The 12,616-nt window shown below is 53.0% G+C and carries 10 protein-coding genes and 1 riboswitch; of the genes, 1 reads left to right on the top strand and 9 read right to left on the bottom strand.

What is annotated here, in order from left to right:
* Positions 1 to 139: 139 nt before the first annotated feature.
* From SK3146_RS34825 to SK3146_RS34805, 5 genes are all read right to left on the bottom strand, one after another.
* Positions 140 to 1,972, bottom strand: coding sequence for an APC family permease (locus tag SK3146_RS34825; protein ID WP_249863102.1), 1,833 nt, complete (start codon positions 1,970 to 1,972; stop codon positions 140 to 142).
* 103 nt (positions 1,973 to 2,075) lie between these two features.
* Positions 2,076 to 2,215: riboswitch (cyclic di-AMP (ydaO/yuaA leader) on the bottom strand.
* Positions 2,216 to 2,506: 291 nt separating this feature from the next.
* A complete protein-coding gene (locus tag SK3146_RS34820; RefSeq protein WP_249863101.1) occupies positions 2,507 to 3,055 on the bottom strand; it encodes a hypothetical protein in 549 nt (182 codons plus the stop codon).
* Between the two features lie 116 nt (positions 3,056 to 3,171).
* The gene (locus tag SK3146_RS34815; RefSeq protein WP_249863100.1) at positions 3,172 to 4,374 is read right to left on the bottom strand and encodes an oligogalacturonate lyase family protein; all 1,203 of its coding nucleotides are present in this window, start codon (positions 4,372 to 4,374) and stop codon (positions 3,172 to 3,174) included.
* Positions 4,375 to 4,620: 246 nt separating this feature from the next.
* Positions 4,621 to 5,523 (bottom strand): polysaccharide deacetylase family protein, encoded by a 903-nt coding sequence (locus SK3146_RS34810; RefSeq protein ID WP_249863099.1) that lies wholly within the window; start codon positions 5,521 to 5,523, stop codon positions 4,621 to 4,623.
* Between the two features lie 129 nt (positions 5,524 to 5,652).
* Positions 5,653 to 6,039, bottom strand: coding sequence for a VanZ family protein (locus tag SK3146_RS34805; protein ID WP_249863098.1), 387 nt, complete (start codon positions 6,037 to 6,039; stop codon positions 5,653 to 5,655).
* Between the two features lie 214 nt (positions 6,040 to 6,253).
* Between SK3146_RS34805 and SK3146_RS34800 the strand changes: the two genes are divergently transcribed.
* Complete coding sequence (locus SK3146_RS34800; RefSeq protein ID WP_249863097.1) at positions 6,254 to 6,442, top strand: hypothetical protein; 189 nt, start codon at positions 6,254 to 6,256, stop codon at positions 6,440 to 6,442.
* 61 nt (positions 6,443 to 6,503) lie between these two features.
* Here SK3146_RS34800 and SK3146_RS34795 read toward each other — a convergent pair whose 3' ends face one another.
* The 4 genes from SK3146_RS34795 to SK3146_RS34780 all read right to left on the bottom strand — a co-directional run bounded on the left by SK3146_RS34795 (position 6,504) and on the right by SK3146_RS34780 (position 12,602).
* Positions 6,504 to 8,054, bottom strand: a complete 1,551-nt coding sequence (locus SK3146_RS34795) for an extracellular solute-binding protein (RefSeq protein WP_249863096.1) — start codon at positions 8,052 to 8,054, stop codon at positions 6,504 to 6,506.
* Positions 8,055 to 8,198: 144 nt separating this feature from the next.
* Positions 8,199 to 9,074: a carbohydrate ABC transporter permease gene (locus tag SK3146_RS34790; protein WP_249863095.1), complete on the bottom strand. Its 876-nt coding sequence runs from the start codon at positions 9,072 to 9,074 to the stop codon at positions 8,199 to 8,201.
* A 32-nt stretch (positions 9,075 to 9,106) separates the two neighbouring features.
* On the bottom strand, positions 9,107 to 10,000 hold the full coding sequence (locus SK3146_RS34785; RefSeq protein ID WP_249866532.1) for an ABC transporter permease: 894 nt from the start codon (positions 9,998 to 10,000) through the stop codon (positions 9,107 to 9,109).
* A 346-nt stretch (positions 10,001 to 10,346) separates the two neighbouring features.
* On the bottom strand, positions 10,347 to 12,602 hold the full coding sequence (locus tag SK3146_RS34780) for a helix-turn-helix domain-containing protein (protein ID WP_249863094.1): 2,256 nt from the start codon (positions 12,600 to 12,602) through the stop codon (positions 10,347 to 10,349).
* Positions 12,603 to 12,616: the final 14 nt, after the last annotated feature.

The following is a 12,616-nucleotide window of genomic DNA, read 5'->3' as shown; positions in this document are numbered from 1 at the left end:
GAGATGCGCCTTTTCCGCTATTTTCCTTGCGCCTGCTCGCCGCACCTCTCGAAGCGCCGCACTCCCCTCATGCGATCAAAGCGCCGAAAGGCGCATGAAGCCATCCTCCCCGCCGGAGAATGGCCTTCATGATTTCGAGTTATTCGCTTAAATGAAACGGCAATGTGGCGACGACAATATCTTTTTCCCGCAATAATCTGGAACGGATGCGGTAGGCGGACTGGTTATGCAGCAGCCGATGCCACCAGCGCTTCGGAACGAACTCCGGCAGCAGCACCATAATCGTCTGCTTCTCCTGCACATGCGCATCGATGCGGGCGATGAAATCGACCAAGGGCTTGATCAGCGTCCGGTAGCGCGATTTGAAGATGACGAGCCGCACTCCCGGGTTCCACTGCTCCCATTTTTCCTCCATCCGGTCTTCGTCCTCGTCCGAGTAGGACACATAGAATGCGATCACATTGGGCGACAGCGTCTTCGCATAGGAGATGGTCGAGGCCACGACCCGGTGAATGCCCGCGATAGGAACGATGATGATCGATTCTTTATGCGGCAGCGGTTCTCCCAGATCGAAGCGCAGCTGTTTGGCCACATCTTCATAGTGCTCGTAAATTTGGGTAATAAACCACAGCAGCACAGGAGTAAGCACGATCACGATCCAGGCGCCTTGGGCAAATTTGGTCACGCAAAAAATAATCAGCACCGCGAAGGAGACGATAGCGCCGAGCCCGTTGATCGCCAGCTTCCCCTGCCAGCCCTTCTGCTTCTCGCGCAGCCATTTGCGAACGAGCCCGCTTTGCGCCAGCGTAAACGAAAGAAATACTCCGATCGCATACAGCGGAATCAGCGCATCGGTCTTTCCCTTGAAGATGATCAGCAGCAGACTGGCCAGCACGCCCAGAGTGACGATGCCGAAATGGAACGATAAGCGGTCCCCGCGGTTGGCGAACATTCTCGGAAAATTTTTATCGACAGCCATAATGGAGGCCAATATCGGAAAACCGTTGAAGCTGGTGTTGGCCGCCAACGTCAAAATCATCATCGTCGCGATTTGCGTGGCGTAATACATCCATCCGCGGCCGAAAGCATGCTCCGTGACCATCGACAGAACGGAAGTATGCCCCTTCGGGTCGGGAGCGATGCCGTAAGCGATCGTTAGAACGGTAATCCCGCCAAATATAATGGCCAGCAGCGTGCCGAGCGATACGAGCGTTCGTTTGGCATTCGCCTGGGACGGGGTTTTGAAATGCGGCACCGCATCGGAGATCGCCTCGATGCCCGTCACCGCCGAACAGCCTGACGAGAACGCCTTAAGCAGTACGAACAGCGTTAAGCCCGCCGGCATCGATGTAGGAATCAGCTGGGATTCCCTGACATGCTCGGAGCCGGTAATAAGATCAAAGGCGCCTTTTCCGATCAGCACCAGTACGCACAGAATAAAGAAATACGTCGGGAAAGCGAACACCGTGCCGGATTCGGAAGTTCCCCGCAAGTTGAGCCAGACCATAATCCAGACAAGGAGCAGCGCGATCGGCACGATATATGGGATAGTGACCGGAAAAGCGGAGGTGATCGCCTGAACGCCGGCCGATACGGATACCGCTACCGTTAACGTATAATCGATTAACAACGACACGCCCGTCAGCCGCCCGAACGGGACCCCGAGATTTTCCTTCGACACCATATAGGCCCCGCCCCCGCCGGGATATGCGTCGATCACTTGACGATAGCTGACGACCAGCAGCGTGATCAGGATGATAATTCCGACGGCAATGGGCAGCGAATACGCAAAAGCTGCGGCTCCGAATACGGCCAAGGCAAGCAGAATTTGCTCGGTGCCGTAGGCTACGGAGGATAGCGCGTCGGAAGAAAGAATCGGCAGCGCTTTCCATACCGGCATTTTCTCCTGCTCCAGCTCATTGGATTTGAGCGGTCGTCCAAATACGATTCTCTTGATAGAATCCGATGTCATGATTACACCCTCAATTTGGCTGAAAGTTCATCTTCAAGAAAAATAAGGCGTTCTTACTATGCCCAAAAACAAAAAAATACACAAGGATAAACGCCTGTGCATTTTTCCTTCCCAGAAGCGCCTACGAGGTTAGCTGGCGGGTTAGAGCGTGAGAAGAGCGCTCTTCCATCGTCGAACGATAGATTCACCCCAAAATCGGTTGGTTCCCCCGTTTTTCCTAAGAAAACTCAGCGTTAAATTTTTTTCATGAATCGTATGATACTTCTTTTATTTCCTTAAGTAAATGAATTGAAACTGCCGAATTGCGCGATTATAAGTCAAAAAATCTGACAGCCTGCCGCCAGCTTCATTGACATGGATCATCGCATGAATTTTCTTGAGCAAACGCCGATTTGGAATCGCGACTTGACATTTCCTTTTTCGACAGGGGATTCGGCGAAAAAAAGAAGCATGATAGGGTCTGTTAAGGACGCTATCGATGCTTCCGGGTTCAAGTATATCATATATTTACATTTTATGTAATTTCGGCATCGTTTACGGAGAAGTTGTCGTCTCGGTCTTCACGGCCGGAGCCGACAGGTCGAATGTTTTATTCTCGTTAACGACGATGTTCTGGAACGCACCGTTATTGCTGACCCAACCGCTTGCCAAGAGGGACGCCGTTCCGGTATTCACTTCCACCGTGCCCATATAGACGCGTTCGTTGCACTGTTTGTGATTACCGAAATTAATATGGTACAGCCCTGTCGCATGGCCTGGTAAGCTCGCGGCTTTCCCCGGGACCAGCGTCGAACCGATATCGCGGTAAGACGAGCCCTCTTCTTTGAATTCGCTGCCGTCCTGCTGATACAAATGCAGCGTAATTTGCGCAGGCGATGCGGAAGTGTTGGACAGCTGCAGCGCGAAGTCCATATTTTGTTCGGTGCTGCAGAAATTGTTCATAGGAATGGAAAAGGCCATCTCGCTGGGCAGCGCAAGCTGCTGACGCTCGCTCGCCGAAGGTTCTACCGCCGCAGCAGGCAGCAGGAACATAAGGCTGAGAGCTATCGCAGGCATAACGGCCGCCTTCAGTTTGTTCTTCATTGCAAATCTCCTTTAGTCATATGATGTTTATACTCTTTACTGTAAAGGAGCCTGCGTCCGTTGTCCAGTCCTGCCGGTCCCATAACGGGATTTGCAAGCGCTGTCTGATGCCTGCGTTAATGGCTGCCGGGCAGTAAAGGCTGCTTCGGCAAGCTGTCGAAATCCGGAACGTCGATCAAGTACAAATTCCCGTATCCGGTCATATCGCTCGTAAACAGCACCTGCTTGCCGTCGGGGCTGAACCGCGGATGCACATGCAGCTTCTGCGCTTGAAAGCTGCCGCGATGCCTGCACAAAATGCGCGGACCTTCCAGAACGCCTTGATTGTTTTTCCACAGGCAGATCGTATCCTGGAATTGATCTCCGTGATAGGCGCTCGTCTGCTGCCCGTCCCCTACGATCAGCGAAGCGTCGTTGGAGTGTACGTGCATGTTTTGGAACGGGAAGGCGCTTTCGACCTTGTCCGTATTATCGTATTTGGTCGAGCCGATAAACTTGCCGTCCTTATTGCTGAGCGATTCGGTATATCCGTGATAGCCGATCGTCACTCCGTCCGCATGCCAATATTCATGCCCTACGAAGACGTTATCCTCCGATGGGCGGATTTTCCAATATTCGCCGGTCTCGATATTCAGGCACCAAATGCGGTGGTCGACCAAATCCCACGGGCCTTCGTGACAGAAGCTGAGCAGATGCGGCTGCGTCGGCGACGTGTTGACGTGCCCGATCCAGACTTTATCTTCATGGATAATCTGCGATTCACCGCCGGCAGCGGGAATTTTGACGATTTTGCAATGAGGCTTGGCCCTCGCGGTCTCTTCGAAGCCGATATATCCGGCGCCGAGCGAAGTCGGAATCCGGTCCGACAAATCTTCTTTGATGCAGGTGCATACCCATGCCCCGTCGGCGGTACAGCTCAGATTGCCGAGATTGAATCCATCCGGCGCCGTATACAGCACCTTCTCTTCGAGCGTCGTCAGATGGATGGAGAGCAGCTGCTTGTCTTTCGTAAAATACGCTTCCGTGCCGTTCGGATTAATAAAGGCGTTTTGCAGCCCGACGGCCGTCCCGGCGGGAAAATCGGTCAATTGGGTAATCTCTCCGTTCGTCAAATCCAAACTGTACAAATTCGTGGCATTGAGCCGGTCCGACCCGAACAGCAGCTTCGTGCCGTTGTCGTACCAGCCGTCATTCGTAAAGTAAAGATGGAAGCTGTGCGCCATATAATTCGTCAGCTGTTTCATCGGAAGCCCTGTAATCAGATCCTTGGTCTCCCGCCATTCTGCAGGCCATGTTTTCCCTTTTCCGTTAGAACTCATCGTGCCACCCCATTCATTAGTCTGATCTTGCTACAACCAGATTATAGGATCGTCTCTTTTCGGACAACGCCACTTTTTTGTTTCGGTGCCCGGAGGGGATTGCACTTTCTTTCTTCTTTTGGACTTTTTTGATTTGACCGGATTGCGTGCGGCCTAAGTGCCGGAATCGGCTTCTGCGGAAGCGGTATACGAAAAAACCGCGCCTTCGCGCGGTTCGAAATCATTGCAGCTGCTATAACGTTCGCTTTAGAAAAAGCGATACCGGATTTGTAAAATCAAATTTTTCAGCAGGTCTTCGCCTTTGCCGAGCAGAGTCGTTTCTTTATTGATTTTGTCTATGAGCCCTTGTCCGGATAAGGTCGGCACTCCGGCGGTCACCCGCTTCACCAGATGGTCTCCGACCGAGTTCAGCCCGTAATCCCCGGTAAAGATCGTATCGATACCGACCTGGCTGCTGAGCTTGACCAGCGTCTGACTATAGCGGCCGTGCGGCAGGCAGAGCATCGACAGCGTGTTGCCGAGCTGCTCGCGCAGCGCGTTCTCGGCTTGGGACAAGTCCGCTTTCACCCTCGTCTCGTATTCCTCCTGCGTCTCCATCCGCTGCTCGCCTTCCAGCCAGATCCGATTCGTCAGCGGAGATACCTGCTTGCCCTTCTCGTTGACGTTGAAGCCGTGAGAATCGTATGTATGGGAATAAAAGCTGAAACCATCCTTATGCATTAGTTTAATTTCATCCCACGTTAGAAACGGAGTCTCGGCCTCGCGGTCGCCGACCGAACGGACGATCAGGAAGTTCGTCGCCGTCATCCCCTGCTGCTTCAGCTCCGGATAAGCGTACCGGTAATACGACTCATACCCGTCGTCGAAGGTGATAACCACCGCATTGGGCGGAACCGGCGTGCCTTCGTTAATGAACCGGACCAGCTCTTCTGCGGAAATCACTTCATAATGGCTGGCCGTAAGCGCCAGCAAGTGCTCGCGGAACCGCTCCGGCGAGATCGTATATTCGGATTCCACGGGATCGATGTGGTGATACGTCAGCACGGCGACCTGATTCCGAAAATGATCGTCGCCCGAGCCGCTGCGATTCAATAAGAAAAAAGCGCAAATCACGATAATAAGTCCGATAACAATAATCCGCTTGTACATAATCGCTCCTTTGATATGCTGCAATATTTAAAATAATAGCAGATATACTCGAAGGAGGAAACTTTTGCTGCAAGCGGCCGCATCTCAGCCGTAATCGGGCCTGCTGCCCGTTGAAATCGCGGGCCGGGGTCAAAGCCCCTGCCGCCGAAGCAGCCCGCTTCTGCTCGCGATCAGTCGGAGCAGGTAAAACAAGATCAGTGCGGCAAGCGCACCGGCGGAATCGATCCCTACGTCTGTGACCGAGGGAGTCCGGCCCGGAGCGAACATTTGGTGAATCTCGTCCGTCGCTCCATACAGCGTCGCCCCGATCCAGGCGGTCACCGCCGCGACTTTCCGCTCGCCGATTGCAGTGTAGAGCAGTACGGCCAAAACACCGAATAACGTGACATGGGCAGCCTTGCGGACGCCAAAATCGATCTTATGAATCGTGGCGGGCTTCGCTTGAATCTCGGAGCGAATGACGGAGCTGGTGCTTGTGCTGGTTGCCGCCGGTGATGAAGTTATACAGAAGATCATAACACACCATAGTATCACTGCGATCCAGCAGATCCAACGCTTTTGCAATACCCTCACCTCGATTTCATTGTATCGCAAGCGTAAAACCTTGTAAAATCGTGCAAAAAGAGGGCTTTGTAATCCCTTCCGCTTCACTTTTAGGCGGCTGGCCCTGCTTCATTTCGTGAACATTTAGTGGTATGATGATGGCAACAACACATCGGCAGGTGGTTTATTGAAAAAGATCGTTTGGTTCTCCTTGCTTTTCCCGCTTCCATTTGCCTTCGTCTACTATATCAACTCGAATAGCGGGATCGAGTGCGCCGTTTATTATGCGCTATTTGCCGCGCTTCTGCTGGTCGCCCTGTTGATCCGCAAGCGGAAACCGCCCAGCGACCGCGATTACGACGATTACATGATCTAAGCCGGCTTACCCGAGCAAGCATAAGAGCCCGATCCGTCTGCCGGACCGGGCTCTTGCCGTCTTATTTCTTTTTGCTCTCCGCGTAAGCGTCGTTCATTTCTTTAATGTATTCGTTGCCGCCGTTTTTCTTCCACAGCTCCATCTCGGCTTGGAAGCCGGCTTCGTCGATCTTGCCGACGATGAATTTCACGCGGGCATCCTCCACTTGCTGATCCAATTGCGCGCCTTTTTGCGTGTAGGTCTGGGAAATTAACGGCTCGCCCGGATTCGGCAGAGCGATCTTCTCGTTGGCGGCTTTCACTTCGTTGGCTTTGGCGCGAAGCGGCGTTCCCGCTTTGAACGCGGTATCCAGCACGTTCGGTACGCCGATCAGCAGCTGGTTAAAGCTCTTGATGTTAATGTCCGGCGCTTGCGGGGAGTCGGAGCTCAAAATCGTCACCAGCTTGCCGTCCTCCACTTTGTAGTGCGTGCCTTCGATGCCGTACGTAATCAGAATTTGCATGTCTTTGTCGTCGATCTTATCGAAGAAGTTCAGCACCTTGCGCAGATCCGCTTCGGTTTTTACCGCCGATTTGGAAATCAGGAATATACCGCCGTAGCCCGTCGTTGCCGGGGTAACCGGAGCGCCCTTAGGCCCGTTGATCGCGGCGATCACGTCCATTTCCCCTTTAACGTTGCCCGCCTTCATCTTCTCGTCGATCTGATACGAACGGTCGACCACGTCCACCGCTACGCCGGCCTGTCCGTTAATAATCGGATCGTTCCACTTGGCGGAGTCGTAGACGGCGAAATCCTGGTTAATGAGCTTTTCGTCATACAGCTTTTTGAAATATTTCAGCGAATCCATATATTCCGGAGTCAAGTGAGCCGGAACCAGCTTGCCGTCCTTGTCGATGCCCCATTTGTTCGGCGCGCCGAACCAGGTGGACATAATATCCCACGGCCCCGAGTATTTGGTTACGACCATGCCGTACGTATCGTCCTTGCCGTTCTTGTCCGGGTCCTTCTCCTTGAACGCCTTGAGCATGTTGTAGAAATCGTCGGTCGTCTTCGGCTCGCTCATGCCGACGGCCTGCAGCCAGTCTTTGCGGTAAGAAATGGCGAACCGGCCGAGCGGCCTTGCGGTATACAAGCCGTATGTCTTGCCGTTAACCGACGTATTGTTCAGAATCGTCTCGTTCATCTGCCGCAGGTTCGGATAATCCTTCAAGTAAGGGCCGATTTCCCAGAAGGCGCCGCCTTTAATGGCATTAACGATCGAAGGCAGCTTCGCGTTCGCGGTAAAAATAACGGACGGCATCGAGCCGGAGGCCAGCGTAATGTTCAGCTTGTCGCCATATGCGGCATCGGGGGTAAACAGCACCTCCAGCTTCGTATTCGTATATTCTTCGACCTGCTTCCAAATCTTGCTCTCCGACGTGATCGCATCGTTCTGGAAGCTTTTCATCATCACGGAAAATTTGTAGGGCTCTTCTTTTTGCGCCCCGCCGCCGCTCCCCGTTCCCGCCGCCTCAGGCTTGCTACCCGACGAGCTGCAGCCTGCAAATGCCGTTGCCAGCATAGCGATACCTATTGCGGCCGCGGCCGCTCTTTTTTTCTTCATCTTCATCATGTTTCTATTCCTCCCTTTTCTCATCGGAATACGAATTAACTTACTATGATATTCGCAAGCTCCCGGCGCCCTCCGCCCGGCTTCGGCAGCCGTACGGAAGAAGGCAGGCTCATGCGGCAATCAGCTTCTTGCGGGAGCCTCTGCTCATCCTTTGACGGCCCCGATCATAACGCCTTTGGCAAAATGCTTTTGAAGGAACGGATAGACCAGCAAAATCGGCAGCGTGCCTACGACGATAACCGCCATTTTGATCGACTGATCCGGAGGCTTGACATACTGCGGGTCCATCGTGGACATGTCGAGCGAGCCGGAAGCGAGCAAAATAATTTGCCGCAGCAGCACCTGCATCGGCCACATCTTCGTATCGCTGAGATAGAGCAGCGCGTTGAAGAAATCGTTCCAATGACCGACCGCATAGAACAGGGCGAACGTTGCGATTACCGGCTTGGACAGCGGCAGCACGATGCGCCAGAGCACGCCCAGATCGGTGCAGCCGTCGATTCTCGACGCCTCCATCAGCTCGTTCGGAATTTCCTGAAAAAACGATTTGATGACAATCAGATTGAAGGCGCTGATCGCGGTAGGAATCATGACGGACAAATAGGAATTCAGCAGCCCCATGCTTTTGACGACAAGAAAGGTCGGAATAATGCCGCCGCTGAACAGCATCGAGAAGACGACCAGGTTCATCACCATATTGCGGCCGATCATATTGCGGCGCGATAACGCATACGCCATCGTAAACGTGAAGAACAGATTTACGATCGTTCCGGCAACGGTGACAAAGACCGAAACGAGCAGACTGCGCGGCAGGGCGTTATCCTTGAACACGTATTCGTAAGCGTTTAAGGTCACCGTCTTCGGGATAATGAAGAAGGCCCGGTTGCTCAGCTCGATCTCCGTAGCGAAGGAGCCTGCGACGATATACATGATGGGCAAAATCATACTGAGCGCGACAAGCGCAAGGAAAATATAATTAGCGGCGTCAAATATTTTGCCGCCTATCGTGGTATGCCTCAAATCGGCCGCCTCCTTTTTCGCGATAACCCGAATTAAAATATGCCCGAATGCCCGGCGCGCTTGGCCAAATAGTTGGAGCCGAGCACTAAGACGATGCCGATCACCGACTTGAACAAGCCTACGGCGGTGCTGTAGCTGAACGCCCCCTGCGTAATCCCGATCGTATACACGTACGTGTCGAATACCTCGGCCACGCTGCGGTTCAGCGCGTTGCTCATCAATAGTACCTGCTCGAAGCCGCGGTCGAGGAAATTGCCCATCCGGAGGATAAGCAGCACGATAATCGTGCCGCGGATCGCCGGCAGCGTAATATGCCATAGCTGGCGCAGCCGGTTCGCCCCGTCCACAATCGCCGCTTCATATTGCTCCTGATCGACGCCGGCCAGGGCGGCAAGGAAAATAATCGTCCCCCAGCCCATCTCTTTCCATAAGCTCTGGGTAATAATTAACGGCCTGAACCAATCCTCGCTCGTCAGAAACTCAATCTTGCGGCCGATCGCCTCACCCAGCATCTGGTTGATGATCCCTCCCTCTGTCGTCAGCATCAGGTACGTAATACTGGCGACAATGACCATGGAGATGAAATGCGGAATGTAAATCAACGTCTGGATAAATCGTTTGTAGAAGGCGATGCGAACCTCGTTGAGCAGCAAAGCCAAAATAATGGGAGCAGGGAAGAAAAAGATCATATCGTACAATCCGAGCAGCAGCGTATTTTTCATTAAGCGGAAAAAGATCGGATCTCCGAAAAACTGCTTGAAATTATCCATGCCGACCCATTCGCTTTGAAAAAAACCGAGAAAAGGCTGATAGTTTTTGAAGGCCAGCAGTACGCCCCACATCGGAATGTACTTAAAAATAATGAAGTAGGCCAAACCGGGAAGCAGCAAGAGCAGCAAGTATTTATCCTGAATGATTCGCTTCATGAGCGTGCCCGGCTTACGGGCTCTCACTGATGTCGCCTGTGCCGGGAGCTGCTCGGTTTGTGATGTTTTGACCATGGTCTCACTCCTCGCAATCGATCTTCTGGTATGTTGAAAACGCTTCCTGTATTCAACATATACGGCGCCCTATTTTCCGGCAACAACACTTTTTTGGAAGCGCTTTTTTGCGGTTTGTACTTTTTTTTCCGCGTTTATACTTTTTTGAATCGCTTATATAGCGCGGGTTTAGACGGCTTGGGCCGCCTGATTCGAGCCGTTTGCCTCCAACACAAAAAACGGCTGCCCGCCGCTTGCGGACAACCGTGTTATGAAAAGCGTATAGCTTGTTCTACTGCCCCCGGCTAATTTCCCGGTAATGGCTCGGCGTATAGCCGACATGCTTTTTGAAAATCCGATTGAAGTAGCTGTGTTGGTAGCCGACGCTGACGGCGACGTCATTAATTTTCAGCTCGGTATCCCTAAGCAGCTCCTTTGCTTTTTCCATGCGCAGCTCGGTCAAATAATCGATAAAATTTTTGCCGGTAATGAGCTTGAACGCTTTGCTCAGCGCGACGGCGTTCATTCCGGTAAAATCGGCGCACGTATCGAGGGAAACCTCTTTCATATAATGGTTTTGCAAATAGATCATGGCCGACTCGACAACCTTCTTGAGATGAGCGTCCGAACGCGCTTCAAGCTCCTTCATGAACGGTTCTACAATTCGTTCGTTGAACCATTTCAGCATTTTTGCCGGCTCGCGGATTTGCGTCAGCTGCTCGTACAAATTCGCGGATTTGAATACGCGGCTCGGGTCCATGCCTAATTGGCGGATGGCGTGAAGAATGCTGCCAAGCAGCTGCAGCATGCCCTGCTGAACGTCGATTTCCTTGGCTCCCCGCTCCAGCAGCGCGTCAAGGAACGAGGCGATTCGCTGCTCTGTCTCCTGGCGCTGGCCTGTGCGGATCATTTGAATGACCTCGCGCTCCAGAAGGAACGGATACTGCGGCTCGCTCGCCCCCTCTTCCGTCTCCAGCGACTCCAGATCGATAATCTGGTTCTCATTCTCGAAATTGCGGTAGCTCAGCGCCTGCTTCGCATCCTCGTAATGCGACGGAATTTGCTCGACATCGCCCGATGCCTTGCCGATCGCGATCGAAACCTGCAGCTTCAGAATGCGGTTGACCGCCTGAATAATTTCATCGCTTAATGCGCGCAGCTTCTCCTTGTAAGGCTCGCCGGAAGGCAGGATGATCATAAGACCGATCGATAAATCGTGAAAATTGATGACGTCCGCCTGCTCCAGCCGCGCCAGCGTCAGCTCCTCGATCATATTGGCCGCGGCGAAAGTAACGAGCCCTTCGTCTCCCTGCGAGAATCGGCCCTCCAAGTTCGTAAATCCGGTCAAATGAATGTGCATCATCACAAATTGCCGCTCGTCCACTTCCCATCCGTAGCTGCGCATCCTCTCCAGCAGGTCTTCCTCCTTGTACGCATACAGAAAACCTTGGACCAGCTGCAGCAGAAAGCCTTCGCGCACATGAGTCAGCTGCTGCTCCAGCTTGGTTTGCAGCGAATCGCTCTCCCGCGACAGCTGCAGCCATTCCTTCTCGATCAGCTTGAACTCGTCGTTATGCTCGGCGAGTCCGGGCGTGATCGAACGGGCCGAGGCAAGCGTCTTAATGAGCCGTCCGACAGGGGAATAAATTTTGCGCGAAGCGAACCAGGAGAGCGCGCAGGCGAGCAGCAGAGCGGCTAAGCTCACCGTCAAAATCAGCTTGGAGATGAAATCGACAGGCTTCGTAATTACATCGATCGGCGATGCCGATACGTAGGTCCACTGCGTCCCGACGCGCTGAAGAACGCCGTAAGACACGGTGTACGTACTGTCGTGAAAATCGTACAGGAACGAGCCCGACTCCTGCCCTCTCCGGTCCACCTCCGCCTTTAGCGTCTCGTCGAAAACGGACGATTTGGGACCTTTGGCGCTGGAAACCAGCACGTCGCCTCCGCTTTGCATGATGAAGGTTTCCCCTACGTTGTACGGAGTCAGCGTCTTGATCAGATTGGCCGCCTTCTCATCATTCACGCGGACGATCAAGGCTCCGAACGGATGAATATCCACGCCGGGGATTTTATGGACCAGCGCCAAATCCTGTTTGCCGGAAACCGCGGAATCGTTCTCCAGGCGGGTCCAGAAGGCCAAATTGTTTTGCGAAAAAATCCGATTGTAGCTGTCGATGGTTTGCCGGTCGACCGGCAGATCGTATTCCGGATAAAAGCGAATCGGCTGAGGGCTGTTCAAATACAGCTCAACCTGTCTGGCTAACGGAGTGGAGCCCTGCATAACGCCCAATGTTTTGGTAATGTCACGGGCAATTTCAAAATCGCGGTAAAAGTCGGTCGTGTACAAATTGCTGTTGAACTTCGTATCGAAAGCCCAATGGGCGATCGACGTTTCCATATAGGAGAACTGATCGTCAATGTTGGCCGCTCTTTGCACAATCTGGTTCGTATGCAATTGGAGCAGCGCATTCTCCAGCCAGCTTCCTCCCATCCAATAAACGAGTGCGCCGACAATAATGCCCGGAATGCTGGAGATGATCAATATTAAAACGAGGC

The sequence above is a fragment of the Paenibacillus konkukensis genome, from assembly GCF_023523925.1.
GTDB classification, from domain to species: Bacteria; Bacillota; Bacilli; order Paenibacillales; family NBRC-103111; genus Paenibacillus_S; species Paenibacillus_S doosanensis.
The sequence above is the reverse complement of the archived record's forward strand: the minus strand, read 5'-3'. Positions and strand labels throughout refer to the sequence as shown.

Bases quoted from the DNA above. Each gene is read 5' to 3' on its own strand.
- SK3146_RS34785 (WP_249866532.1), bottom strand. From the start codon at position 10,000: ATGAAGCGAATCATTCAGGATAAATACTTGCTGCTCTTGCTGCTTCCC.
- SK3146_RS34825 (WP_249863102.1), bottom strand. From the start codon at position 1,972: ATGACATCGGATTCTATCAAGAGAATCGTATTTGGACGACCGCTCAAA.
- SK3146_RS34805 (WP_249863098.1), bottom strand. From the start codon at position 6,039: ATGATCTTCTGTATAACTTCATCACCGGCGGCAACCAGCACAAGCACC.
- SK3146_RS34815 (WP_249863100.1), bottom strand. From the start codon at position 4,374: ATGAGTTCTAACGGAAAAGGGAAAACATGGCCTGCAGAATGGCGGGAG.
- SK3146_RS34810 (WP_249863099.1), bottom strand. From the start codon at position 5,523: ATGTACAAGCGGATTATTGTTATCGGACTTATTATCGTGATTTGCGCT.
- SK3146_RS34795 (WP_249863096.1), bottom strand. From the start codon at position 8,054: ATGATGAAGATGAAGAAAAAAAGAGCGGCCGCGGCCGCAATAGGTATC.
- SK3146_RS34820 (WP_249863101.1), bottom strand. From the start codon at position 3,055: ATGAAGAACAAACTGAAGGCGGCCGTTATGCCTGCGATAGCTCTCAGC.